This window comes from Paenibacillus aquistagni, from assembly GCF_900177815.1.
GTDB classification, from domain to species: Bacteria; Bacillota; Bacilli; order Paenibacillales; family Paenibacillaceae; genus Paenibacillus_B; species Paenibacillus_B aquistagni.
Map to the genome: position 1 here is coordinate 98900 of NZ_FXAZ01000007.1, position 25408 is coordinate 124307.

General features: G+C 49.6%; 21 protein-coding genes and 1 riboswitch. Of the genes, 4 read left to right on the plus strand and 17 right to left on the minus strand.

The features are described from left to right. Positions 1 to 106: 106 nt before the first annotated feature. Positions 107 to 1177: a glycosyltransferase family 4 protein gene (locus tag B9Y93_RS20315; protein WP_085497642.1), complete on the plus strand. Its 1071-nt coding sequence runs from the start codon at positions 107 to 109 to the stop codon at positions 1175 to 1177. Between the two features lie 142 nt (positions 1178 to 1319). On the opposite strand, the gene B9Y93_RS20320 is transcribed toward B9Y93_RS20315, so the two are convergent. After that, positions 1320 to 2258, minus strand: coding sequence for an NAD-dependent epimerase/dehydratase family protein (locus tag B9Y93_RS20320; protein ID WP_085497644.1), 939 nt, complete (start codon positions 2256 to 2258; stop codon positions 1320 to 1322). A 27-nt stretch (positions 2259 to 2285) separates the two neighbouring features. Continuing rightward, complete coding sequence (locus B9Y93_RS20325) at positions 2286 to 2648, minus strand: hypothetical protein (RefSeq protein ID WP_085497645.1); 363 nt, start codon at positions 2646 to 2648, stop codon at positions 2286 to 2288. Between the two features lie 186 nt (positions 2649 to 2834). Between B9Y93_RS20325 and B9Y93_RS20330 the strand changes: the two genes are divergently transcribed. Beyond that, a complete protein-coding gene (locus B9Y93_RS20330; protein ID WP_170936560.1) occupies positions 2835 to 4040 on the plus strand; it encodes a glycosyltransferase family 4 protein in 1206 nt (401 codons plus the stop codon). A gap of 51 nt (positions 4041 to 4091) precedes the next feature. After that, entirely contained in the window at positions 4092 to 4268 is a 177-nt protein-coding gene (locus B9Y93_RS24705; protein WP_176228994.1) for a hypothetical protein, read from the plus strand. A gap of 88 nt (positions 4269 to 4356) precedes the next feature. Here B9Y93_RS24705 and B9Y93_RS20335 read toward each other — a convergent pair whose 3' ends face one another. The 12 genes from B9Y93_RS20335 to B9Y93_RS20390 form a co-directional block, all read right to left on the minus strand. Continuing rightward, entirely contained in the window at positions 4357 to 5076 is a 720-nt protein-coding gene (locus tag B9Y93_RS20335; protein WP_085497648.1) for a glycosyltransferase, read from the minus strand. A 4-nt stretch (positions 5077 to 5080) separates the two neighbouring features. Then, positions 5081 to 6091: an NAD-dependent epimerase/dehydratase family protein gene (locus B9Y93_RS20340; protein ID WP_176228995.1), complete on the minus strand. Its 1011-nt coding sequence runs from the start codon at positions 6089 to 6091 to the stop codon at positions 5081 to 5083. Next, complete coding sequence (locus tag B9Y93_RS20345; protein ID WP_085497652.1) at positions 6088 to 6918, minus strand: dTDP-4-dehydrorhamnose reductase family protein; 831 nt, start codon at positions 6916 to 6918, stop codon at positions 6088 to 6090. Before B9Y93_RS20345 ends, B9Y93_RS20340 begins: the two co-directional genes overlap by 4 nt. After that, positions 6918 to 7901, minus strand: a complete 984-nt coding sequence (locus tag B9Y93_RS20350) for a polysaccharide biosynthesis protein (protein WP_085497653.1) — start codon at positions 7899 to 7901, stop codon at positions 6918 to 6920. The genes B9Y93_RS20345 and B9Y93_RS20350 overlap by 1 nt, the downstream gene beginning before the upstream one ends. After that, entirely contained in the window at positions 7894 to 8982 is a 1089-nt protein-coding gene (gene wecB / locus B9Y93_RS20355) for a non-hydrolyzing UDP-N-acetylglucosamine 2-epimerase (RefSeq protein ID WP_085497655.1), read from the minus strand. Before wecB ends, B9Y93_RS20350 begins: the two co-directional genes overlap by 8 nt. A 22-nt stretch (positions 8983 to 9004) precedes the next feature. Beyond that, a complete protein-coding gene (locus tag B9Y93_RS20360) occupies positions 9005 to 10579 on the minus strand; it encodes a glycosyltransferase family 4 protein (RefSeq protein WP_085497657.1) in 1575 nt (524 codons plus the stop codon). A gap of 365 nt (positions 10580 to 10944) precedes the next feature. Continuing rightward, positions 10945 to 11904 (minus strand): LacI family DNA-binding transcriptional regulator, encoded by a 960-nt coding sequence (locus B9Y93_RS20365; protein WP_085497659.1) that lies wholly within the window; start codon positions 11902 to 11904, stop codon positions 10945 to 10947. Positions 11905 to 12210: 306 nt separating this feature from the next. Further along, on the minus strand, positions 12211 to 13566 hold the full coding sequence (locus tag B9Y93_RS20370) for a dipeptidase (protein ID WP_097676318.1): 1356 nt from the start codon (positions 13564 to 13566) through the stop codon (positions 12211 to 12213). A 172-nt stretch (positions 13567 to 13738) separates the two neighbouring features. Then, complete coding sequence (locus B9Y93_RS20375; RefSeq protein WP_085497663.1) at positions 13739 to 14827, minus strand: acyl-CoA dehydrogenase family protein; 1089 nt, start codon at positions 14825 to 14827, stop codon at positions 13739 to 13741. A 322-nt stretch (positions 14828 to 15149) separates the two neighbouring features. Beyond that, on the minus strand, positions 15150 to 16970 hold the full coding sequence (locus B9Y93_RS20380) for an ABC transporter substrate-binding protein (protein WP_085497665.1): 1821 nt from the start codon (positions 16968 to 16970) through the stop codon (positions 15150 to 15152). Positions 16971 to 17110: 140 nt separating this feature from the next. Further along, the gene (locus B9Y93_RS20385) at positions 17111 to 18616 is read right to left on the minus strand and encodes an ABC transporter permease (RefSeq protein ID WP_085497667.1); all 1506 of its coding nucleotides are present in this window, start codon (positions 18614 to 18616) and stop codon (positions 17111 to 17113) included. Between the two features lie 14 nt (positions 18617 to 18630). Continuing rightward, positions 18631 to 20085, minus strand: a complete 1455-nt coding sequence (locus B9Y93_RS20390) for an ABC transporter permease (protein ID WP_085497669.1) — start codon at positions 20083 to 20085, stop codon at positions 18631 to 18633. A 203-nt stretch (positions 20086 to 20288) separates the two neighbouring features. Between B9Y93_RS20390 and B9Y93_RS20395 the strand changes: the two genes are divergently transcribed. After that, a complete protein-coding gene (locus B9Y93_RS20395; protein WP_085497672.1) occupies positions 20289 to 22016 on the plus strand; it encodes an ABC transporter ATP-binding protein in 1728 nt (575 codons plus the stop codon). Between the two features lie 141 nt (positions 22017 to 22157). Here the strand turns inward: B9Y93_RS20395 and B9Y93_RS20400 are convergent, their stop codons facing one another. The 3 genes from B9Y93_RS20400 to B9Y93_RS20410 all read right to left on the minus strand — a co-directional run bounded on the left by B9Y93_RS20400 (position 22158) and on the right by B9Y93_RS20410 (position 25408). Further along, the gene (locus B9Y93_RS20400; RefSeq protein WP_085497674.1) at positions 22158 to 22577 is read right to left on the minus strand and encodes a hypothetical protein; all 420 of its coding nucleotides are present in this window, start codon (positions 22575 to 22577) and stop codon (positions 22158 to 22160) included. 89 nt (positions 22578 to 22666) lie between these two features. Next, positions 22667 to 22886: riboswitch (cyclic di-AMP (ydaO/yuaA leader) on the minus strand. A 448-nt stretch (positions 22887 to 23334) separates the two neighbouring features. Beyond that, entirely contained in the window at positions 23335 to 24531 is a 1197-nt protein-coding gene (locus B9Y93_RS20405; RefSeq protein WP_085497677.1) for a CgeB family protein, read from the minus strand. Between the two features lie 595 nt (positions 24532 to 25126). Then, the gene (locus B9Y93_RS20410; RefSeq protein WP_085497679.1) at positions 25127 to 25408 is read right to left on the minus strand and encodes a hypothetical protein; all 282 of its coding nucleotides are present in this window, start codon (positions 25406 to 25408) and stop codon (positions 25127 to 25129) included.

The following is a 25408-nucleotide window of genomic DNA, read 5'->3' on the forward strand; positions in this document are numbered from 1 at the left end:
CAGCTGGGACAAGCAGCGACCCACACCGACATCCCCTTCACATCATATGGTATTAACAATATAAGGCTGAACCCTTTATAACCCCTCATCACGAAGGAGAATAAAGATGAATATACTATTTACCTTCTATGTACCAAGCGGCGGCATGGAAACTTTGAATCGCCAGCGATGCATGGCACTAAGACGAGTAGGAATTCAGGGGCATCTGCTGTATACCCAGCAAGGAGCCGGGGTGCAGAACATTTCGAACATTCCTACGTACATCACCAATTATGATGAAGACATCAAAGTGCTGCTGCGAAGCCATCATTATGCGGCAATCGTTGTTTCTTCTGATTATACGATGCTTGATCGCCTGCGCCGATTAGGCTATCAAGGCCCTATTATCTATGAGGCCCAAGGTCTCGGCACGAAGGAGGCGGCAGAGCTCTATGTGCAAGAAGCTGCGGCTATGCTGAAGCAGCACGCTCAAGCTGTCCATCTCCCCTCAACGCCTCACTTGATCGCCTTATTTCGTCAATATTGCCCGTCCCTGCCTCAGTATGTATTCCACAATGTCGTTGATATCGCGCATTTTCATTACAAGCGGGGTCCACTCCCTCCCGTCCCGATACTAGCATGGATCGGCAGGCTTGAGCCAAATAAGAACTGGAAGCACTGTTTGGAGATCGCCTATTATATTCGCCGCATCAAACCGCCAATCGAGCTGTGGATGTTCCATGATGATCAAATCTACATCAAGGAGGATCAAATTCATTTTTATGACATGATCCAGCATCTCGGGCTTGCTTCATGCATGGTGCTAAGGAGCAACGTGCCGCACGCCGATATGAGCGCCCTGCTCTCTGCTGTTGGAGACTCTGGCGGCTTCTTGCTCTCCACCTCTATTATGGAAGGCTTCGGATATGCGGTGGCAGAAGCGATGTCCTGCCGATGTCCCGTGCTCAGCACGGATTCCGAGGGGGTAAGAGTGTTTATTTCCCATAATGTCACTGGAAAATTCTATCCCCAAGGCAATATTCAAGCAGCTGTTCATGAGGGGCTTGAGCTGATGAGCGAGCATGATCTTCGCGCGTCGATTCGATCACAAGGTGTGGAGCATATCAAGAAGAACTTCTCTGCGCAGCAGTATGGAAGAGCATTCAAGCGCATGCTTCACGAACTACATGTCTTGTAGCATTATCCATGAGATGTTAGCTGCCCAGGCTGCCATGAGGGCGATAGCTCTGTATGTTCAGAATGCTCGAAGGTTCCCGCTGTCGTCCTCGGCTGCTCATTGCCCGCGCTCGCCCGAGGACAATGACTCTGCCTCTTTGTCTTCAAGGCTCCCCCTTTTCCCAGGCTTCAAATGTTCTTCTTAGTCCTTCGTTAAAAGGGGTTCCTGCACGCCACCCCGAAGCCTCCTCAAGCTTCAACGGCGACAATTGGCTGTGTCGGATATCGCCAGTTCGGGCCGGAGCATATTCTCGCTTTATATCCTGACCCAGCATCCGCTCGATCTGATGCGCGAGCCCTTCAATAGACAGGGCTTCCCCTGTACATACCTGATATGTTCCCGTTATCCCCTTCTTCAAACACAATAGGCACGCATCGCATATATCCTTCACATAGATGAAGTCACGGGTTTGCCGACCGTCCCCATGAATGCGAATGGATTGACCCTCTTGAACCTGCTTCAAATACAAAGCGATTACGCCGCCTTCTCCCTTCGGAAGCTGCCTTGGGCCATATACATTGGCAAATCGAAGAATAAGAACTTCAACGCCGTGCAGCTCGGCATACAGCTCGGCATATCGTTCTGCCATCAGCTTCGACAATCCATAGCAGGAGGTCGGCTTAACAGGCGTCTCTTCTGTAATGTTCCATGGCGATGCGCCATCAAGCGCTGGCGGCATTCCATACACGGCGGACGAGGAAGCAAGCAGCAGCGAAGGGATGTTCGCCTGTACACAGGCTTCCAGCATATGAAGCGTCCCAATTGTATTGACCTGCAGATCATGCACAGGATTGGCAATTGAACGCGACACATCTGCTTGAGCAGCAAGATGAACAATCACCTCAGGCTTGATGGAGGCGGCTAGGGGGATAACTTTGTGATCGGTTATATCCATCTCGTACACGGCGGCACTTGGATGCACCCATTCCTTATTGCCCGTGGACCAGTTGTCAATGACATGCACATCATGCCCCTCTTCGATCAGCAATTCCACAAGATGAGAGCCAATGAAGCCTCCTCCGCCTGTCACGATTACCCTCATGTCGTTCATCCTTCCTATGCACGGCTTCTACGTGATAACATCCACTTCCTTAAAAGCATCCGTTCGAAGCGTCTTCAGTGTAGTGCGCTGTTGATCCTTCAGGTGCACCAGCACCTCAACGGGATGATGCCCTGTAATCGTCGTGAACACTTGAAAGCAAAAAGGCCCCGAGGCAAGCCTCAGCTCAGGAATACGAACGACGGATTGGGATTGGCCCTTCGGGTTCAATTTATACAGATGCTCGGCAGCCACACTTCCATCACAGATCAATCGAATGAGCACATTCGCTCCGTGATCATACAAGTTGGTAAGCTGAAGCTCTGCTGCCTTTATCAGCGGTTCACCGTCCGTAACAGGGTTGTCAAACATATCTGAATAATAGACGCCCATGTTGATCCCTCCATCTCTAGAACTCCCCCTACAATTCGTTGTTAACATATGCAAGCATCTAGGATTAGGCGAGGGCCAGCGCCTATTTGCTGCCTGACTTTTGATATGACTATGGATTGCCCTGTACCGATCCTCTCTCTTATCCATATACTAAAATCAATAAGCGGCTTAATAAGGAGGGAGAGCATGAAGATTCTGCTCGCCACATACTGGGAGATCCCTCATCTAGGAGGCGTATGGCCGCTTATGCAGCGGCTGGCCCATGCTCTGGCGGACAGAGGTCATGAGGTTGATCTCTTCGGCAATGCTGAGGCTTACTATCATGTGTTCAACCGCAAGAAGCGCTATATGAAGTCAGACTACCGCCCTCTTCTAGAATCTCATCTTAACGGAACCATGCTTGCTCGCTCGCCTATTATTTACAATACAGAGCTGGACCGTTATATGATGGAGCTAGTGCTTGCGAGATTAAGGCTTGCTGACTACGACTTGATCCATGTTCAGGATGCCATAGCCGGACGGGCTGCAGCCAGAGTCAAACCTCCGCATGTTCCCCTGCTCGTCAATCCCCACGGCTCGTTAAAGGGTGAGATCAGACTGCTGATTGAGTCGAATGGACTGCCCAATATTCAATTGAATCTGCTGAAGAGCTACTATGAACGCATGGAAACGGCTGGCTTGATGTCGGCGACTCATATTACAACCTCCTCCCGCTGGCTCAAGCAAATCTTTGTTCAAGAACACGGGATCCCCGAAAAACGCATTAGCGTGTCTCCTTATGGAATTCCTATCGAGCCATTCAAGGCAAAAATGCGAATTCCCAATGAATATTTGCGTCCTTATGGCAAAAAGGTGATCGCCTTTGCTGGAAGAATGGTCTACCTCAAAGGCATTGAAATTCTGCTGCATGCGCTCAAAGCCCTGCAAGCCATTCGGCAGGACTGGGTGTGCTGGATGATTGGCGAAGGCGCTGAACGAGAGCGATACACCGCCTTAACGGCCGAGCTCGGACTTCAGCAGTACGTAACCTTTCTAGGTCCACGCCAAGATATTCCCCGCTTGCTCGCGCTGACAGATATATATGTTCAGCCAAGTCTGCAGGATAATCAGCCTTTATCCGTGATCGAAGCGCAGATCGCAGGCAATGCCGTTGTCGTGTCTCCTGCCACGGGACTTCCGGAAATGGTCGAGCACGGTGCAACCGGCTGGATCGTTCCTGTACACACGCCAGATGGCTGGTGCCAGCAGCTGAATGAATTGTTGGAGAATACAGCGCTTCGACAGAAGCTCCAGCAGGAAGCGAAGCGGCAAGCAGCCGAGCATTGGTCGATCCAGCGCTATCACAAGGATATATTCCGTCAATATTACGCACTGACTGGCAAGAAGGTGTAGTCTGCAGCTATTCCTCCACTAGGAGCAAGGCTTAAGAAGGAGCTGATTGAAGTGCAAATACCAGGCAGATTGTACAGCAACCTGTTTACGACACCGCCAAGCGAAGCTGATGTGCATGTGGAGTCAAAGATATGGAATGAGCTGATTCGCTACCTGCCTCCTGTGTATACGCTTCCTGACGATGAAGTGCTGGCCCCAATTGTATCGCAGATCCCAAGCGCAGATTAAAGCAAACAGGATGCAATCCTCGGCAGCACAGCTTGACACGAATAAGCAGAAAGCCTCAACCCACCTACTACGTGGATTGAGGCTTATTTTAACGATGGATCAGCTGTTGAATGAACTGAGCCAAGCGATCATGGTAATGTTGGATAACCGAGCGCATCTCATGCTCGACTGCCGGCTGATGGCGCAGGGTTCCCATGCCCTCATGCCATCGATACGCGGTCAAAGATAAAGGAATGAAGTGAATATCCGTTCCTGCCAATATGGTTCGAAACCATAAATCAAGATCATGTGTATACGGGAGCTGTTCATTGAACATGCCGATCCGCTTGATCAAATCTTGTCTAAACATCACTGTACAACCGTTAATAGGGTTATAGGTAAAGAAAGCATTGTAGAACTCAAATACATTCAAATACCGCTGTGCGGCATTCGCTTTTGTCACCTGACTGAATGTATTCATATAATCAAAATCTGTAAAGCTGATCATCGCCTGATACTGCTCCATATACGCCACTTGCTCGCTTACCTTGGTCGGATAGAATTTGTCGTCAGAGCTAAGCCAAGCGATGTATTTGCCAGAAGCACAGCGCAACCCATGATTCAAGGCAGAAGCCGTCCCTCCATTCGACTTGCCCAGATAATGAATGCGCGAGCGATAAGGCTGAATCCGGTCGGCGTGCTGGCTGGAGCCATCATCCACAACGATAACTTCAATGGGGCTGTAGGTCTGCCCCAGGGCACTTTCAATTGCTTCAGGAACATAGGGATCATTATAGAAGGGAATGACAATCGTTACTAAGGGCTTCATGCGCTCACCTCACTCGCTCCTGATGATAAGCCATTATATCTTGGATAGACTGCTCAAACGAGAAGGACCGCCGCCACCCAAGCACGGCAGCAGATCTGACGGGAGGCTTGCTGCTTGACTGCTGTGCCGCTTGTTCCTCCTCCAACATTTTGGAGGCTTCCGTAGAGGATATGCGCTCAGAAGCTTTATCCAGCGCTATTTGTGCATCGCCATCCCCAACGGCAGGATCCTGCTGCCATTTTACCTCGATATCCACTGCAGCACAGGCATTCAACACCTTAACCACCTCTACGAGCGTGCGCTGCACCCCGCTTTCAATCTCATAGGACACCCCGCGCTCTCCTGCCACAAACAGCTGCTCATAAGCTGACACTGCATCTCGTACGTCTACATAGTCACGGGTCGAATGGCCATGATGGAGAGTAAAGGCCCCTTTATTGCAGCCCCGCTCCTGCTCGACTGCATGCTGAGCGAGAAGCGAGCATATGCCAGTTGACGGTCCTGGACCAATCAGATTGGATGGCTCCGCAAGAACAACGTCTAGATCAAACAGCGATCCCCACGCATAAGCTGCAAGCTCCTGCAGCCCTTTGCTGAAGCCATAAGGATGCGTTGGTGTGAACAATTCGAACAAGCTGCTCTTAAGCTTGGAGGTGACCACGATGATCCGTGACGATCTGCACGCGCGAAGCGCATCCAACAGATAAAGCGTGCCCAGCATATTTACCTGCACCGTGTGAAGCGGCTCCTGCCATGAAGAACGAACCGCATTCTGACCGGCCAGATGAAGAACATAGTCTGGCTGGACACGGGCTACCGCGTCCCGGATGCCCTGCTCGTTTGATAAATCGCAATAAAGAGCCGTCCCTTCAATTCCTTGAGCTTCCCATGCCGCCTTGTCTCTTGTCAGCGCAACCACATGCATTCCCTTTTGCGAAAAATGAGTGCAGGCATGGCGGCCTGTAAAACCCGAGGCACCCGTAATAAGCAGAGTGGCCCCCGCTAAGTTGGTCATAGACGTACCACCCATTCCGCCAAAGCCCTCAACATGCGAGAGTACTCAGGCACAGTGTAATCCGCATCCGCTCTTGTATTGATAAGCGTCCGATCCAAGATCGGATAATCCTGAGGAACAATAACGAGATCTTCTCGACGGAATGCGATGGCAAGCTGCACCAGCAGATCGCATTTGGTGATCGGACACGGGGCGGTCAAATGGATCAATCCAGCTACAGGCCGATCCATGTAGTAATGAATCGCTTTTGACAGCTCCAGTGTCGTGACACCATTCCACCATACCTGCTTATAGCCTGATACAGAGCCCGTTTGCCGCATCAGCCATGCAAACAGCCCAATGCCCTGCGGTCGAATCTGCGGCCCAATAATGGACGTGCGGATCGTCAAATGAACGGGATGATTACGAATCTCTCCCAGTGATTTGGTTATCGCATACATCGATTGCCCATCAGGATGATCCGCTTCAGCATAGCTACCTTTATCGCCTAAAAACACACAGTCTGTACTGATATGAATAACCTTCGCTCCTATAGAGTCAGCCAGCACCTTCAAGCGATGAGGGAGCAGGCTGTTCACCTGAAAGGCTGTGATCGGATGCTCTTCTGCAGCGTCGTTCAGAATTCCCATGGCATTGATGATCACCTGAGGACGAATCACATGAACGATACGGTCAAGCTGCTCCGTATCTCGCCCATCAAGCAGCAGCGCATGGTCATCATCAGCATCCCGGCGTGTATAGAATACCGCATGCTCGGTATAGCGGCGAAAGTAGCGGACCAGCGTGTGGCCCGCCATGCCGCTTCCACCCAAGATGAGCAGCTTCATTATAAGAAGCCTCCCTCCGCCAGCAGGAGCCGAATCTCCTCTTTTGTCATCAATTGGTGTTCGGAGCTGAAGCTTGGGAAGGTTACCTTTGGATAATGCCGATACACGTCCTTCAAGCCAGGAATCTCTAGCGTAGGCAAAATGACAAGGTACTGCTCATCATAAACGATCGTCGTCAGACTCTCATAATCACTCATAAGAATCTCATGAATTTTCTCTCCTGGCCGAATGCCCTTTTCCACAATCTCTACGGAAGGCTCCCCTGATGCCTCAATCAGCACTTCCGCCAGATCGACAATCCGGCAGGTCGGCATCGTTATCACGAAGATCTCGCCGCCCACGCTGACTTCCGTCGCCTTGAACAACAGCTTAATGGCATCTTGCAAGGTGAGGAAGAAGCGGGTCATCTCCTTGCTCGTAATGCCCACCTTGCGCTTTTGCTTGATCTGATCCTTGAACAGGTGGACGACACTGCCGTTGGTTCCAAGCACATTGCCGCCGCGGACACAGACGAAGCTTGTGGAGCTGCGCAGGAGATTAGCGTACACAATCAGCTTCTCGCCGATAGCCTTTGTCATGCCATAGAAATTCGATGGATTTGCGGCTTTGTCGGTGGAAATATAGATCACCTTGTCAACCTTGTTGTCCATCGCGGTCTCAATGACATTTTGCGTGCCGATCACATTGGTCTTTAGCGCCTCATAAGGCTGCTCCTCGCATACAGGAACATGCTTGAGCGCTGCCAGATGGAAGACATAATCAACACCTCTGCACGCATGAGACAAGGCCTCCTTATCTCGTATATCTCCGATATGAAAGGTTAGCCGCGCGTCCTCGAACTCCCGGCTCATCGCGACTTGGCTCGATTCATTGCGAGAGAACACAATGATCTCAAGCGGCTCTTGCGGAAGCAGCTGTCGTACCAATTCGTGCCCCCAAGATCCCGTACCGCCGGTTACGAGAATGCGCTTGTTATTAAACATCCGTTTTCCCTCCAAGCAAAAATTTGGCCACAATACTTGATACATGCGCTGCCTCGTACCCTTCTGGGCAGGACCACTCTCTCTTCCCTTCGGTCATGACAACCGCTGCGGATACGATCTGTGATGGATTCAATCCTGCAATCACATTACTGCCGCAATCTACAGTCTCCGGCCGCTCTGTAGAATGTCGTATCGTTACGGTCGGCACGCGCAGGATGCAGCACTCCTCTTGTACGGTCCCACTGTCTGTAATCGCCCCGTAGGCGTGCTTCTCCAATTGAACAAAGTCGAAAAATCCAAAAGGCTCATAGCATTCCACTAAAGGGTGAAGCTTGAAGGAGAGCTCTTTGATCTTGTCTTTCGTTCTAGGATGAACGCTTAAGATCAGTCGTTTCTGAAGCCGTTCCGCTATGCCATGGAATCCCGCTAGAATGTGCGCTAGACGATTAGGGTCATCCACGTTCTCCGCCCGATGAGTCGTTACAATGAAGTAGGACTGTGGTTCAAGCTTCAGCAGCTCCAATATGGTGCTGTGATCAATCTTGGACTTGTAATGGTTCATGACTTCATAGATGGGGTTGCCTGTTAATATGATTTTGTGACTGGGTATCCCTTCCCGCTCTAGATTGCGCTTGCTGTTGATCGTATACGGCATGTTAATGGACGCAATCGCATCAATGACTCGCCGATTCTTCTCCTCAGGCACGCTTAAGTCATAGCAGCGGTTGCCTGCTTCCATATGAACAACAGGAATGCCCATCCGCTCGATCAGCAGAGCGCATAGGGCGCTGTTCGTATCGCCAAGCAGCAGAACCTTATCCGGCTTCTCTGTTAGACAGATCTGCTCTATGCTGCAAAACATCATGCCGAGCTGTCCACCTAATGTGCGCTCCTTCAATTGCAGCATGTAATCAGGCTTGCGAAGCTCAAGCTCCTCAAAAAAGATGTCACTTAGCGTTGGAGCGAAGTTCTGCCCGGTATGCACAAGAATATGCTGATCTGCCCATTGATCAAGCAGCTTGATGATCAGACTCAGCCGGATAATTTCTGGGCGCGTGCCAACGACCGTCATGATTTTCATTCGTGAGCCACCTCCTTTTGAATCATCGCTTTATGCTTCGCTTGCGGCGAAGCCGGATGGTTCGCCTCTTCGCGATAGGGCGCTTCAAGCCGCGCTTGATCCTGCTTGATGAAGACCTTCTCTGGCGATATTGAGATCTTGTTCGAGAGTAGGGCTTGCGCCCGCTCCCTCTCTTTCGTCTTCGCAAGCGGCGTGTTGTCGAAGATCTTCGCTTCGCAGGTTTATCCCTATTCGTATCGTTATCATCAGGAGCAGGAAGCTTGGGCAGGGCTTGCAGCACTCGCTCTGCTATTCGCCTTGGCGCTGTAATGCCTTGTTCATTGAGCTCATGCGGATGGCGCATAGGACGATAAGCCCTGCCGACTCGAATATATACAAGGTTCGAGCTGCCCTGTATGGCGGGGAACCAGTCCTCCCGCTCCATGACGAGCTCCACAAACATCGGTTCAAGCCTTCTGCGAAAGGCAGCTGCCCCATATGCCTCAAGTGCAGCGCGGGCATTGTGCTGGCCTAGATGCTGTCTTTCTTCTGGATAAGCGGCCAGCTGCTCGACAATATGCATAAGCTCGCGCATATTGCCGCATTCCGCTGTATAGTGAGCATTGCCCGTCATCTCATGAATCTCTTGAAGGCCGCCGGCGCGATAGCTGACGACAGCCTTGCCGAACAGCATCCCTTCAAGCGCAGTCATGCCAAAGCCTTCAGGTTGAAGCGAAGGGATGACGACAATATCCATCGCTGGATACACTTGCTGGACCCGAGGTTCGAACTCCAGCACATGGAAGCGATCCGAGTGCCCCATATATTCGGTCAGCTTCAAGCAGCGCTTCAGATAATCAGGGTCATGCGGCTCTCCTACGATGAGAAAATGAAGGGAAGGCGTCTCTGTTAGCAAGGAGAGCCCCATTTGGATAAAATGCTCTAAGCCTTTATGTGCGTAGATCGCGGAGGAAATATAACCAATAAGGCAAGCAGAACCCGGTATGCCCAGCTGCATGCGCAATGACTCGCGCGCATACGGCCATGTGGCAGGCTCCAGCGTCTCCATATGCCAGGAAGGAGGAAGCTTGTAATAGAGCGTCCGAGCAGAAGCAGGATGCTGGTGAAAAGGCTGTAGAACCGTATCGGAAATGCCGATGACAAGGGCCGCATGCTGCTGAATGAGCCGCACCGCCATCTCGGTATGAGTGTTGTGATGAATGAGCTCTGTAATTTGCCATAGGACTGGAATCTGCTGTTCATAGGCTGCTATCGCTGGCAGGACATGAACGCTCGTATTGATAAACACATAATCAGGTTGAATTTCCTGAAGCACCCGAACGATTCCATGCCATTCAGGGAGGTGCTTCGCCATTTCAATCTGTTCGTACAGCATGGCATTCGGGTGAACCATCTCAAAGAACAGCGGACAAGTCTGGATACGACAGCGGATCCCATAAGCCTCGGCCTGCCTGGAGAGCATCCCATGCTCTGGCACAACCAAGACGCAGGTATACGCATGCGACAGTTCACGAAGCAAGAACAGCATCAGTTTCTCTGCCCCCGTAATATACGAGAGATTGCACATATGAGAGAAACAAGCAATAATTGGTTTCATACCCTACGGTTCTGTCCCAGCTTGCTCGCGTGAACAGAATACGGTCCACCTCCTTCGCCAAGGTATTACAATATATTAGTCCACACCGTGTATCGGCACGACGATTGGACCACATACAAGCGTACAATTTGCCTGCTTCGTTAGAAATGTTGGCTTTGGCATCCCTCCCACTCACCTGTTGATAGCATGCGAAATAGGCTGAATGCTTGGTCAGGGCACTTTGCCCAAGCATTCAGCCTATTGTGACTTAATAGGGTATTGACTTATAAGATTAAACAGCATTTTGATCATGTCAACAGGCTAGCAGATAGCTCATCGGCACAGCAGAGCAGCAGCAGCATGTCAGCATGCTGCTAGAGATAAACCTAAAATACCGAAGGGGTCTTAATGAGATTGACATAGATGCGCTCATGCACACTCGGCCCGCCTGCAATCAGATGGAGCAGCTGCTCCGCGGCCACCGCACCAAAGCGGCGCTTGGAATAATCGATCGTTGCAAGCTGAGGCTGCAAGTACGAAGCTGTCTCAATATTATCAAAGCCTACTACGAAGATGTCCTCGCCAATACGGTAAGGCGACTTCTTCAGCTCATGATACAGCCCAACCGCCATTTCATCATTCAGGCAGAACACAGCCGCAGGACCACTGTACTCATCTTTAATTCGTCTAGCCGCCTCTTCTCCGCTGCTCTTTGTAAAATCCCCTTGAATCTCGATGTACTCAAGCGGATGATTCCGCTCCACCGTCAGCCTGACCGCCTGCAGCCGCTGCTCCGCATCAAATGACTCCGTTGGACCCGTGACGGCGTAGATCTTGCGATGACCGGATTCAATGAGGTATTCCATCGCCAAGGTTGCGCCAGCCTTATTGTCTAGAAGGACCTGTGAAATATTCTCATGCTTCAATTCACGATCAAGCACAACCAGCTTATGTCCGCGGTTCGCATATTTTAGCAGCTCATCGCTATCGAACGTTGCATCCAAAATAATCGCGCCATCCAGCATCCCTTCAGGCAGAAGTCGATGGGACTGCGTACCGCTGCAAATAATTAGATCATAGCCCTGTTTATTCAGCATATCCTTCATGCCTTGAAGCAGTTCGCCATAGAAAGCCCCTTCAAAGCTTGTGATGAAGGCTCCAACAATCATCGTATGCCTTTTTTTCAGCGTTCGTGCAGCTGCATTGGGCACATAGTTCAGTTCATCGGCAATTTGAAGAATCCGACGGCTAGTGTCTGCGTTTACCTTCGGGCTTCCATTCAAGGCATAAGACACCGTTGATATGGAGACTCCAGCCTTCTTTGCAATGTCCTTTATACTTACCACATGACACGCCCCCATCGTTCATCGCACTCGTACATCTACTATAACAAATAAAGAACCAGCTAGGATAGGCAGCCAGTATAATTCATCCCTCAAACAAGAGGGATCAAGGGGACTGCTCCCTTATACAAAGAACAGGCATATTAAAGCGGCTGTTCTTATCAAGAAGTAGAACCATGCTGCTCAATATGCCTGTATTCTTATAAAACCCTCGGCCGTATGCGCTAAGCCATCTAAGTTGAGTGTTCGCAATAAACAGACGTGAGGGCGAAATGATGCTGGAGAAGTGTTCTCCTCTGAGTATGGAAGCTACACACGCTTAAGAAATTCAACCAGTGTAAGCAGACCTTTATCAAAGTTCTCTAGGTTGAAGTGCTCATTTGGCGCGTGCAAATTCTCATTAGGCAGACCAAAGCCCATCATGACAACCGGTGATTCCAGCACACGGGAGAACGTCTCGACAATCGGAATCGAGCCTCCATCCTTTGTGAACAAGGCACGTGTGCCATATACTGCTTCATACGCATCCGCAGCCACCTGAAGCATGTGATTGGAAGGATCCATATTGAAGGCGCGCGCTTTTTCCCCTTCGGTAATGGTAAGCTTTGCTCCAGGTTGAACATGCTCCTTCAAGTGCTTAATGATATGATCCAGCACGGCTTGTGGATCTTGCTCGCCTACGAGCCGGCATGTAATTTTGGCTGTTGCTTCTTTGGGAATCACCGTCTTGGTGCCTTCGCCCTGGAAGCCGCCATATACCCCATTCAGCTCCAGTGTTGGACGAGCTCCTACACGCTCGACAAAGGAGTACCCCTTCTCGCCGTATAAAGCGCTCAGCTGCAGCTCCTCACGCAGCTTATCATCGCTGAAGCCCTGCTTTTTGAACTCTTCACGCATCATATCCGACAGCTCAGGCACGCCGTCGTAGAAGCCGTCCACCGTAACGCGTCCTTCCTTGTCATGAAGCGAAGCCAGCAATTCCACGATCGCATGCAGCGCATTCGGCACGCCGCCTCCGTATGTACCTGAATGAAGATCCGTGTTGGCCGTATGAACCGTCACTTCAAGCGAGCATAAACCGCGCAGACCGGTACTGATAGCAGGCTTGCCTGGCTCTAGAAGCGAGGTGTCCGAGATGACAATAGCATCACAAGCAAGCTTATCGCGGTGAGACTCAAGGAAAGGTGGCAGGCTTGCGCTCGCAACCTCTTCTTCTCCCTCTACGCAGAACTTGATATTGACAGGCAGTTCCTTCTCCTGCTGCAGCAGCGCCTCTACGGCCAGAACGTGCAAGTACAGCTGGCCCTTGTCGTCCGTTGCACCGCGGGCAAACAGCTTATTGTCACGCACCTCCGGCTCGAATGGTGGTGTTGTCCATAGATTCAGCGGGTCAACCGGCTGAACATCATAATGTCCATAAATGAGGATGGTCGGTTTGCCTGGTGCATGCAGATAGTCACCCGTTACGATCGGATGTCCGTCTGTTTGATGTACTTCAACATGCTCAAGACCTGCTTGACGCATCCGATTTGCAAGCCATTCTGCTGCTCTCACGACATCTTCCTTGTGCGCAGACAATGCAGAAATGCTCGGAATGGATAGCCATTCCTTCAATTCATTCAGATGCTGCTCGCGATGTTCCTTAAAGTAATTCGCATAACTCACGTATATCCCAGCCTTTCTCTTTCAAATGAAGTCAAGGTATTAACTTGTATAATACTTGCTCATGTTCACTATTGTACACATTTCCCGCCTCTCCAAACAACGCGAGGCGTGATGACTACAGTGTACTTCTCATGCTTGCCTTCCATCATTCTAGCGGCTTGTTCGCCCAATGCTATACAATTCCTTCAAAGATCAGCAAAGAAGAGTGCTGACAAGCTGTCTGCAAATCCCGCCAAATCTGGTTCATGCGATGACTCTCCATAATAGCCAGCAAGCCCATGTATGGAAATACGCCATCCGCCATTTCTCTTATTGCCTTTGCCGTCAGCTTCGCTTTGCGGCTCACCTCATCTGCTCTCGCAGAATCAAGCTCGCCTCTATCCATTAGCTCCTGCCAGGACAGATTCACCTGCTCGTAGAAGCAGCCTTGAATTTCTTCGAATTGAGCTTCTGCTCGCTCAAGCACCTTGCTCATTCCAGCAGCTCTCTCTGGCGAAGGCGGTGGGAAGCTCTCCAATTTATCTGCAACCATAAGATGGGCTTCATCTAAGAAGTGGCGTCCTACACCTAGACAAAGAGCTGCAAAGGACACTTCCGCAAAGAGCGCAAACGGATAGTGATACAAGGGATGATCATAATCGGAGTAAGTATGTGCAAGACTAAATGTTCGCTCCTCTGGCACAAACACCTCTTCAACGACAATCGTATGACTGCCCGTAGCCTTCATGCCAAATGCGTCCCAATCCTCCACAATCTTTACTTGTTCTGGCTGAAAGATGCACGCACGAATAGACGGCTCATCCGTCGGATTTGTGCTCTCTATCCATACATTGGCTGTAAACATGGTGGCATGATGCGCCCCGCTGCAGTACTTCCATGAACCGCTCACACGATATCCGCCTGCTGCAGGAACGGCTCGCCCGGTTGGTTGTCCGCTTCCTGCGATTACGGCATCATCCGGCAGGAATTGATGGCTGCAGATGGCAGGCTCTATAAATGGAACGAAGAAGCCTCCGCCTGCCCCAATCGTCACCGTCCATCCTAAGCCCCCATCAACCCAGGCCGTTTCTTCAAATACTTTCAAGGCCTCTGGCAAGGCTGTCATCGTTCCGCCGAGCTCAACTGGCACAAACAATTTAAACATTTTTTTATGGACCATCTGCTGCAGCCATTCCGGATCTACAGCTCCCGCACGCTCCATCTCAAGCGATCGGGCACGAATGCGGCCAATTTGCTCTTCTGACCAATACTGTGCCATCATGCTCTCACCTCTATATGTATAAGTGATACTATCAACGCAATGTCCATTTCCTAGTTTACCATTAATCCGACCTGCAAAATGCTGTTTTATGATATTTTTCGACCCGGTTCAACAATAACCCGCCTGTGGTTGTTCTCTCGCGACTGCGATTAATGGGACAAGAAACCTATAAACAAGACATCCACACATAGAACAGGAATCAAACAAAATAATCCACCCTGCGCAAGAAGTTAGGCAGTAGAAATACTCCTATAACCTTCTTCCTTTGCAAGGTGGATGAATTGCAGCAAACTATCGTCTTTGGATCTTACTGAAAAGTCTATTACTTGCTCGCTTTATATTTCTCCAGATACTCCTTCGCCTTCGCAGGATCTGCTTTAAGCTCATTTCCAGTCTTCACCATCGGGCTCACAGTCGACACCGCGTTGATCTTGTTGCCATTGTAGAATGCTTTGATTTCTTCTTGATTAATTGAATACAAGACCGCTTTTCTTAGATCCTCGCTCTTTGCAACTTCACGATTGGCGGTGTTGAACAGCAAGTAGGATACTGCGTTGCTCTCAATAGATTGCAGCTTCAGCTTGCTGTCGCCCTTCACGATATCATACTTCGTCTCAGGCACGCCGTAGAAGATATGCGTCTCACCGCTGCGAAGCGCAGACAAGGAGCTGTCGGAATCCTTAATGAACTTCACTTCAACGTTGTTGATCTTAGGCTCATGCTCCGTGCCCTTCATGTAGCCTGGATTTTTGTAAAATACAGCTTTGTAGTCGTTCTTATAGGACAAAATGTATGGGCCGCTTGCATACAGCGTGTTCTTGTAGTTCGGCCCTTCTGTTACTGTATTTTGATCCCCATATGGAATATCCTTGTTCACATCAAAGGTAGCCACATCATACGTATTGATGCTCTCAACCTGCTTCTTGGACACAATGCCTGCCGATTGATGCGCTAGGTAGTTCAATACTTGCGGGAACGGTTCGGTCGTAGTTAGCTTGATTACCTGATATTTGCCCGCTTTGGAATCTGCTTGATTCTTATCTGTCACAAGCTGCGTAATCTTCTGGCCCAAGCCTTGCTCCAGCGCTTCCTTCACAGTGCCATTGCCGCCGGATTGCTTTTGGTCCAATTGAGCAATATCGTTTACAACTTCAACGGTCTTAATATGCTCGTGCAAGCTGTACGTGCGGTGATCAGGCACAGCATTCTTGTCCTTCGCGCGATCCAAGGAGAAGATGACATCATCGGCACCTACACGCTCTCCTGTATCTACAGCTGCTTTGTCAGAGATCTTGGCAAAATTCACATCGTCTCTTAGGATAAAATAGTACTCCGAATTGCCGTCTCCGATGCTGTAGTTGTATGACAGGGAACCATCAGACGTGATCTTATCGTCATCGGTCAGGTTGATTAAGCGCACATACATATTCGTATTCAGCATATTGATCGATCCGTCATTCCCTTTAATCGGGTCAAGAGAAGTCAACGTCGGGTTCGCTTGGCTGAGCACAACCGGCTCTTTGTCGCGCTTCGATTGATCATTAAAGTCCAAGTCTTCCCATGCGAGAGATCGGGATTTGGATAAACGAACGGAATCTTCTTTTAGCAATTCTTTATTGAAGGCTTGGCTCTTATAGGAAATATACAATGGCGCGATATACGCCTTGTCAAATACCAACAGCTGTTCGAACTGCTTATACGTATCCACATATTGATCCGGCGTCTGCGTTGCTGCCTCGTCAATCAGCTTATCTACTTCAGGATCGGAGAGCTTGCTGTAGTCCCCGCCTGTTTTGAACAACGAACGTACCGCATAGTCCGGGTTGCCAGTGACAGTTGTCCATCCAGACAAGGAGATATCATAATTGCCTGCATCCTCCTGCGCCTTGAAGCTGCCGTAATCCGGCTGGATGTTCAGCTTCACGTTGAAGCCATTCTTGGTCAGCTGGTCGCGGACAATGTTAAGATCCGATTCCCCGCTTGCCATTCCAAGCAGTTCAATCTCAACGCCTGATGTGTTGGCCTTCGATTCTGTCGTAGTCTCTGGCTTCGTATCGTTCGCTTCGGACTTTGTCTTGACGGAGCATGCGCTAATCAGCAGGACAAGCGTGAGTAATAGCGAGACATAAGCACTTTTTTTCATGATGGACCTCCTAAAATAATGATGAAATGGCGGGTCAATATTCTCGACGCCTCCCTAATAGCCAAGTGAGCATCATAATACGACACAATGCGTCACATCTACGTCAAGAGGAGATGAATCGAATATGGACCCTGTATGATTTAGTCTAACTTCGGATCAAGTGCATCGCGCAAACCGTCACCTAAGAAGTTAAAGGATAACACCAAAGCAATAATGGCGAGCCCTGGATAAATGGCCAGGTATGAATGGGACTCTAGATACGCGCTGCCTACTTTAAGAATATTGCCCCATTCTGGAATATGCGGCTCAACCCCTAGTCCCAGATAGCTGAGACTGCTGGTCGCAATAACCGCTCCCCCAATCGTCAAGGTCGATTTTACAATCATCGGCGCCAGAGAGTTCGGCACTACATGCTTAAACAAAATCGATAAATGATTCGAGCCGAATGCTCTTGCCGCATCCACAAATTCATAGGTGGACACCATCATGACATTCGCCCGCATCGTCCTCGCATAGGTTGGAATCGAGCCTACACTAAGAGCGATGATGAGATTGACCGTATTGGCCCCAAATGCTGCGATAATGGCAATGGCAAGCAGGATGCCTGGAATGGCGTACAGCACATCAAGCACACGCATGATGATGTTGTCTGTCATCTTTCCAAAATAACCGGACAATGCGCCAAGGGCGCCACCGATAATGGCGGGTATCAAGGTAGTTGCGAGACCAACCAGAAGCGATATCCTTGCACCGAACACGATCCGTGAGAACAAATCCCGGCCGAAATTATCCGTGCCAAACGGATAGGCAAGACTGGAGTGCTGCAGGATTGCCTCATAATTGTTCTCTACAGCAAAGCTGTACTCGAAGGTAAGCAGGCTGCACATGGATAAGGTAAAAATAAATAAGATAAAGAACAACCCGAGCATTGAAGTGTTGCTGTTCGTGAGCCGCTCCCAGATGCTGCTTCGCTTTGCGTAATTAGGATTTAGGCTTTGACGGCACTTAGCGATCAGTCGAAGCCCCAGAATCAAAGCAAACAAGTTGCCGGTAACAGCGGTTGCGATTAGAATTCCTGCTAATGCATTGGTCCAGCTAGGGTAATTCCCTAAGCGATCAATCCTAATGACAATAAGCAGCCCTGCGAATTGGATGACCGTTATGATGCTCAAGAGCAGCATGCCAACCATAAAGGTATCGGACACATAAGGCTTAAATAAGTTAACAGCCGATACTGCGGTGACAAACAGCTGCGTAAGCACCATGTAAACGCCAAGCGTATATTCCGCGCTCTTCTTACGCTTCACTAATTGTGCAGCTGCGGTCACGGTGAACACATTGCCCGTCACCACGCTCAACAGCAACACCCCGGCAAGCGCACGGGTCAGCGGTTGGATGCCCCCTCGCTTCAATACATCACCGCGAATGCGAATCGCAATGATCGCCTGAAGCAGTGTACAGCCCGCATAGGCAAGTCCTAAGGCTAGCAGCGCTGGCTTCACGCTTCCGGCACTGTTGTCAAAGCTGTTCAGCAGCAAGATGATCGTGAGAATAAAGGAAACGATCCAGGCAAAGTGAGCCTGCCCGTACTCTCGCACTGATTTGATATGAAATGAAATGTCTTGAGCCGTAAGATTCTTTTTCATGACGCACACCTGCTTCAGTATTGTTTCATCTTGGATCGAATCCGCGGATCGAAAAAGGCATAGAGAATATCAATCATGACATTAATGATCGAGATCGTGATGGCCGTATATACAACGCCGCCCATGATGGCTGGAATGTCAGGAATAAACTGCTTATCGACAATATAGCTTCCAATCCCGCTAATATTGAATACTTTCTCAGTCACAGCAGCTCCCCCAAGAATGCCGCCGAACTGCAGTCCAACCACCGTAATGATGGGAATCATCGCATTGCTCGCCGCATGCCTAAGCAATACACCTCGACGCTTCAGCCCCTTGGCCCGCGCCGTGAGAATGTAGTCCTCATTGATGACCTCAAGCATCGAGGAGCGCGTCATTCTGGCGACTGCGGCAGTAAGCCCCGTGCCAAGCACAATCACTGGCATAATCATAGAGAGCCAATTCTGCGGATTGAAAGTTGCCGGCAGCCAGTGGAGCTTGATCGAGAAGTTCAGTATGAAGATCAACCCCTGCCAAAAGTTCGGTATCGACAAGCCCAATAATGCGATAAACATAAAAGTATAATCAAAAAATGAGTTCGGCCGAGTGGCTGAAATCATGCCTACAGGAATCGCTATGATCAGTGCCACGAATAAAGAAATGACAGATAATGTAAGGGTTATCGGAAACTTATTCGCTATGGCTGTCGTTACCTGCTCATTGCCTGCAAAAGACTTCCCAAGATCAAAGGTCAAGATGCCCTTGAGATTGTTCCACAGCTGTACCAGATAGGGCTGATCGAGCCCATAGATCTGATTGAAGTTGTCAATCTGTTCCTTAGTTGCCGTCTCGCCCAATATATTCGCTGCCGGATTAAGCGGCGATAAATGCAAGATGGTGAAGACAACGATGGCGACACCCAATATCACAAGCAGCGTCATGACAAGACGCTCCATCAAATACTTAAGATAAGGACTGTTGTACAGCAGAATCATAAGATGCATAGGCAGTCCAAGCACGCCTGAGAAGATCCAAAACCACGGCTTATTCATAAGCTCGGCAAAGGTGTCGGCAAAGCTCAATCTCGTCTGGCCCTGCTCAGCCAGTCTCGCTTCTGTCCGCTCCTCTAGTGTCCGGTTGAATTCCTCCTCCGTCCACCGCTCAATCTGCCGCTTTCGCTCCTGCTCGCTTATCTTGCCGCCGAAAAATTGCTCCTTGCGATCAAGCTGTTCAGCAAAGGAGCTTTGAAGCTCCTTCTTATAGTCAGAGTCCAGCAGTTCCTGCTTCGTCCTCCTTCGAATCTCGGAATAGGTGTCACTCCGTCTTTGATAGAGGTAGAAGAGGAGTACAACGAAATTGACGGGCAAGCCCACTAACAGCACGATCCATCGATAGATAGGATGCAGCAGCATCTTACGATAGGCGCTGCCAATGATGTCGGCAAGTCCTGCATTCGAGTGTACGTCTCTTACCCTTAAGGCCTCCTTCATTGTCACTACTTCCTCTCGCATTCTATTAAATTGCATAATTCCGATCTGTATAGTATATTATAGACAAGCTTTTTAAAAGTCAATAATTTCTATAGTAATCTTTGTAACAATATAAATCGTTCGTTACTACAATTTCAATGTTTTCTTTGTTATTTTGTGGCAGTTTGTTGCCGATAACAATATCCTAGACAGCAGGTGAATCGATGGAAACGATATTGCAGGTCCATAATCTACATGTCTCCTTTCAAGGAAGAGAGCGTGAAGTCGATGCCGTTCGCGGCGTAAGCTTTGAAGTCAAGAAGGGAGAAACGCTTGGCATCGTAGGAGAATCCGGCAGCGGCAAGAGTGTAACTGCACGTTCAATCATGCGTCTTCTTCCGTCTCCTCCCTCCTATGTAAAGGATGGCGAGATTCTCTTCCTTGGCGAGAACATTGCGCATAAGAGCGAGAAAGAAATGGAGAGCATCCGCGGACGCGACATCGGCATGATCTTTCAAGATCCGATGACCTCCTTGAACCCGACGATGAAGATCGGCAAGCAAATCACAGAGAGCTTGATGAAGCATCAGAAGCTGTCTCGTCAACAGGCGAAGCAAGAAGCCATCGACATGCTGAAGCTCGTTGGCATTCGGGATAGTGAGGCGCGCTACGAGCAATATCCGCATGAATTCTCCGGCGGCATGCGGCAGCGCGTCATGATTGCCATTGCGCTCGCCTGCCGACCGCAGCTGCTTATCGCGGATGAGCCGACTACCGCGCTTGATGTGACTATTCAAGCACAGATTCTAAATGTGATGAAAAGCATGCAGGAGCGCCTTGGCATCTCCATTATTCTGATCACGCACGATCTCGGCGTTGTTGCCGGCATGTGTGATCGTGTCGTGGTGATGAAGGAAGGCGAGGTTGTAGAGACAGGAACAACGGAGGAGATCTTCGAGCGTCCTAAGCATCCATATACGCTGAAGCTGCTGAATGCTCTGCCTAAGCTTCATGAGAAGAAGAAGCCGAAGGAGGCGCCGCTTATTCTAATTCCTAATGCTGCAGAGCCGCTCATTGAGGTACAGGGCTTGAAGCGTTATTTCCAGCTTGGCAAAGGCCAGGTCTTGAAGGCGGTCGATGATATCAGCTTTCATATTAAGCAAGGCGAGACCTTGGGGGTCGTTGGCGAATCCGGCTCAGGCAAATCGACGACCGGACGCACCATTCTGCGCCTTCATGAGCCTACGGCAGGCGATGTCCGCTATCAAGGGATGTCCATTGGCCGCATGAACAATAAGGAAATGAAAATGATGCGCCGCTACATGCAGATGATCTTCCAAGATCCTTATGCATCGCTTAATCCGCGCTATAAGGTGCTTGATATTATCGGTGAAGCCCTTGACGTGCAGAAGCTCTCGCTAAGCAAGCTGGAACGCCGGAAGAGAGTAGAGGAGCTGCTTGAGATGGTTGGGCTGGATGCATCCTTTGCCCTTCGCTTTCCACACGAATTCTCTGGAGGTCAAAGACAGCGCATCGGCATTGCGCGAGCGCTTGCCGTCGATCCGAAGTTCATCGTATGCGATGAGCCGCTGTCCGCACTGGACGTATCCATTCAAGCACAGATTGTTAAGCTGCTTGAGGAGCTGCAGCAGCGGCTTCAGCTGACCTATCTCTTCATTGCCCATGATCTGTCGATGGTCAAGCATATCAGCGACCGTGTAGCTGTCATGTACATGGGCAAGATTGTCGAGCTGGCCGAGAGCGAGGAGTTGTATTCGAATCCGCAGCATGATTATACGAAGTCATTGCTGGCGGCGATTCCGATTCCTGATCCCAAGATTGAAGCACAGAAGAGCCGCAAGCTGATGGACGAGTCGTCCTTAGAGGATAAGTATAATGTGGCGAATGCCAAGTTGGTTGAAGTTAGCAAAGGACACTGGGTCGCGGTATAGTAGAACGTAGAGTAGTCCAATGTTCTCGGAACTGGCGAGAGCGCCATTACAAGCAGTTGCTTAGACACAAAGCATCCCCCTATTCAAAGTAGAACTGTTCTACTTTGAATAGGGGGATGCTGTTTGTTAGGCGTGCTCTGATTACTTGGACTGCTCTGTCAGCAAATCCGACAGTAAGAAAGATACATTGTCGGATTGCGTATACACGACCATATCACAGCCTAATAATCGGTAAATCGAACGCGGATAATGATTCTTCGTGATGATTACGATGCGCTCGCTGGTGCAAGGCCTTATAAGCTGCAGCAAACGGCACGTCAAGGTAAAGCTGGATTCAAACAAATAAATGCGTCCAATCGGCGTCTCCGGTGGAAACGTCATGCTGTCGGCTGTACGAATCTTCCATACCTCATGAATGCCAAGCTTCTCCATGCGCTTTATTCCTCGCATGTTATTCACGATTGCTGCAACCTTCATCCCTGCTCCGCGCAGTTGGCGAATAAAATCCTCGCCCATCGTATTCGGAGCGAATATAGTTATCATTCGATCCGTGTGCTGCATAAATTTTGGCGCCTCCTTATCCCGTATCCACCTTTCCTTCGGGTGAGAGGCCGTACTTAAACCGTAGTGTCACGCTAGGTTTTCATCATCATGCCTCTCCTCGGACGCTTACGAGGTTAGCTGTCGGGTTCGGAATCGAAGAGTCGCCCTACCAGCCTTTTTCACGGAATGGAGTGCAGACATTGCCCTCCCTCTTCCTGCTTGGCCAGATTCACCCCGTCTTCAGGCCGCAAGCATAGCTGCTTAAGCGCCTGAATAATCATTGGTTCCCCCGCTTCCGAACATAACGGAACTCAGCGATCAAGACGATAACGGTTGTTCTACTGTTGATGAAGTGAATCTTACTCCTTCCCCAAGAGACTGTAAATGGGAGCAAATGTTCATATATGTCCTTGTTTGAGCCATTGTCGTACAAAATCCTGTTTAATCTCAACTTTTCTGCTCCATATCTCTGTCTCCCTCATGCTATCGCTCTAATGCAATGCCTATTTAGCTTGAAGCAGATAAATGGCGATTAAGCAGCTTGTAACCGCTTCATCGAAATAAATTCGTTCTATTTAAGCTTTAGCGTGACAACAATCCACTCTTCATTTAGGCATCATACGCCATAAATAAAGACCTTCATCTCCACCTTGCAGCGGAAAACGAGGTCTCATGTGTAACCTTGCTATATTCCCCTATCGAGCTTGCCATACGAACATTTTCATCAGTCAGCCCAAGTCCAGCAGGAGGATTTGGCTCCCGTATCCCCTACTATCTACCCAAAGATAGTACCCAGCAGCTGATTCAAGCGATTGGCATAGGTATGATCGCGAAGCGTTCGCTCAAGTCCACGCAAGGCGATATTGCGCCGTTCGTCTTCATGTTTCAGATAATGATCGATTTTGGCCATCATCTCTTCTGGCGAGCTGTAAGTCTCAATTTCAACTCCTGGCGTATAGAAACGTCCAAGATCACTGCGAATGTCGGTTAACTGCAGCGTGCCGCACAGCATAATCTCAAACGTTCTTGGATTAGGCGAGGATGCCATAATTCTAGTCGAATTGGTATTTACCGATTCATCGTCAGGCGAACGATGCATATTGATAACAATCTTCGTGGTATTATATGTCTCTGCCGTATCCTGTGGACTCATCCACTTCCCAAGGTCAATTCTTGATTCATAATGGTGATACTTCGATAATCGGTCCCACCACAACCCAGAAAAATAAGCATTATATTGCATCATGCGATCAACAATAGGCTCGAAAAATCGAACGCGGTTCCAATAGGCCGTCCCAACAAATCCTACATCACGCTGTCCCGGCGAAGGTGTTGTCTTAGGCCTAAAGTGTCCAGGGTAGGCGCCAAATGGCAAGTAATAAACATGAGGGCAGCCTAATGACTGATAGAAGCCCACATTATTCAATTCCAATGTAAAGACATAATGATAGTGTGTGACGACTCGCGCCATCGTATCGGTGTAGTAAGGATCATCCGTGATCCATACAGCTGTTCGAATGCCTAGGTTGCGCAGTTCATCAAGCTGCTCTGCAGTAAAGTCCATGCCGTCCAAGACAAGCACAAGATCTGGCCTTAGATCAGCTGCCATAGAAGCAACCGAATCCTTAGGCCCTGCAATCGTTACACGGCTGACCAGACCTTGCAGCGAAGCGACCATCGCTTCATCAATAGGCGAATAAGGCATGCCTTTCCCCGTAGATACATATAGAACATGCAGCGGCCGGTATTTTACGTCGGGATGAACCGTGTTAAACAGTACATCAGCGCGTGCTCGCAAATATCCTTCTTGAAACCCATCATGCAGCCCTTGAGCCCGCCCCCGTTTTTTCCAGTTCACTCTAACCCGGACTGATTTCTTGCTTCTACCTCGGCGCTTCCATCTGCTGCTGCGAAGCAGCTTTTTTTTGCGTAAGGGTAATCGTCGTCGCTGGCGAACACTCTTCCTGGCCATGTCATCACTCCTTGTGCCATGATTCTCTCTGCTCGTTCAGCCTCGCTGCATTCCTTTACTTCATCCCGCCGCCCTTGATCACGCCAACCACTCTAGCAGACGATGTACACGATACTCATACCAATGCCGGCTGTAGGTCGTCTGTACAGCCCGAAGCGCGATCGCAAGCCGTTCTTGCTCATGCGCCAAATCATATTGAATCTCCGTGAACTCCATTTATAAGAAGCATGTTGTGTTCGTGAACGCACTCTTCTTTTTGCAGCTAGTCGAGCTTGTTTCATCATATTCTCCTTGCCATGTGTAAAATATGAACGACAGCGCGGTATCACTGCGGCTGTTACTTCATGCAGTCACTCTTATAGACTTCTATCGTTATAGTCACTCTCAATATATGTCTTGCCCTGCACAAATTCATGGACCACTATCTAGGAGGCGAGCAAATCAGGCAGATGCCCCGCAATCCGATTGCAGCTCATTGCTTGTTATAGCAACACGCTCTTGTATTCGAAGCAGCGGCTCTTAGAGCGCTCAGCTCTAATCAGATTCAGCTATTAAAAACCCCGCAACAGCCTGTACGGCTAGCGGGGTGTGCCTATTATGCCTTGGCCGCATAGGCCAATTGGTGACCGTCCTCGTATCCTTTGGCAAAGCCGACACGGAAGCCTTCCTCATAAGCCGTTCCATAGCTTTGATTGAACATGCGGCCATTCCTTAAGCTCCCTTTTTTGCGGCGCTTTTTGCCGCGCAGGCTGCCTCGCTTGAGACTGCGCTTCAGCTTCTTCCCCTTTAGAGAGCCAGCGCGTTGTCCGCTTTTGCCCTTTCTTCTTGCACCGCCTCTTTTAGACGCCGCCGACAAACGATTTTTACGCTTCTTCAA

Bases quoted from the DNA above. Each gene is read 5' to 3' on its own strand.
- B9Y93_RS20315 (WP_085497642.1), top strand. From the start codon at position 107: ATGAATATACTATTTACCTTCTATGTACCAAGCGGCGGCATGGAAACT.
- B9Y93_RS20320 (WP_085497644.1), bottom strand. From the start codon at position 2,258: ATGAGGGTAATCGTGACAGGCGGAGGAGGCTTCATTGGCTCTCATCTT.
- B9Y93_RS20325 (WP_085497645.1), bottom strand. From the start codon at position 2,648: ATGGGCGTCTATTATTCAGATATGTTTGACAACCCTGTTACGGACGGT.
- B9Y93_RS20330 (WP_170936560.1), top strand. From the start codon at position 2,835: ATGAAGATTCTGCTCGCCACATACTGGGAGATCCCTCATCTAGGAGGC.
- B9Y93_RS20335 (WP_085497648.1), bottom strand. From the start codon at position 5,076: ATGAAGCCCTTAGTAACGATTGTCATTCCCTTCTATAATGATCCCTAT.
- B9Y93_RS20340 (WP_176228995.1), bottom strand. From the start codon at position 6,091: ATGACCAACTTAGCGGGGGCCACTCTGCTTATTACGGGTGCCTCGGGT.
- B9Y93_RS20345 (WP_085497652.1), bottom strand. From the start codon at position 6,918: ATGAAGCTGCTCATCTTGGGTGGAAGCGGCATGGCGGGCCACACGCTG.
- B9Y93_RS20350 (WP_085497653.1), bottom strand. From the start codon at position 7,901: ATGTTTAATAACAAGCGCATTCTCGTAACCGGCGGTACGGGATCTTGG.
- wecB (WP_085497655.1), bottom strand. From the start codon at position 8,982: ATGAAAATCATGACGGTCGTTGGCACGCGCCCAGAAATTATCCGGCTG.
- B9Y93_RS20360 (WP_085497657.1), bottom strand. From the start codon at position 10,579: ATGAAACCAATTATTGCTTGTTTCTCTCATATGTGCAATCTCTCGTAT.
- B9Y93_RS20375 (WP_085497663.1), bottom strand. From the start codon at position 14,827: ATGATGGCACAGTATTGGTCAGAAGAGCAAATTGGCCGCATTCGTGCC.
- B9Y93_RS20380 (WP_085497665.1), bottom strand. From the start codon at position 16,970: ATGAAAAAAAGTGCTTATGTCTCGCTATTACTCACGCTTGTCCTGCTG.
- B9Y93_RS20385 (WP_085497667.1), bottom strand. From the start codon at position 18,616: ATGAAAAAGAATCTTACGGCTCAAGACATTTCATTTCATATCAAATCA.
- B9Y93_RS20390 (WP_085497669.1), bottom strand. From the start codon at position 20,085: ATGAAGGAGGCCTTAAGGGTAAGAGACGTACACTCGAATGCAGGACTT.
- B9Y93_RS20395 (WP_085497672.1), top strand. From the start codon at position 20,289: ATGGAAACGATATTGCAGGTCCATAATCTACATGTCTCCTTTCAAGGA.
- B9Y93_RS20400 (WP_085497674.1), bottom strand. From the start codon at position 22,577: ATGCAGCACACGGATCGAATGATAACTATATTCGCTCCGAATACGATG.
- B9Y93_RS20405 (WP_085497677.1), bottom strand. From the start codon at position 24,531: ATGGCCAGGAAGAGTGTTCGCCAGCGACGACGATTACCCTTACGCAAA.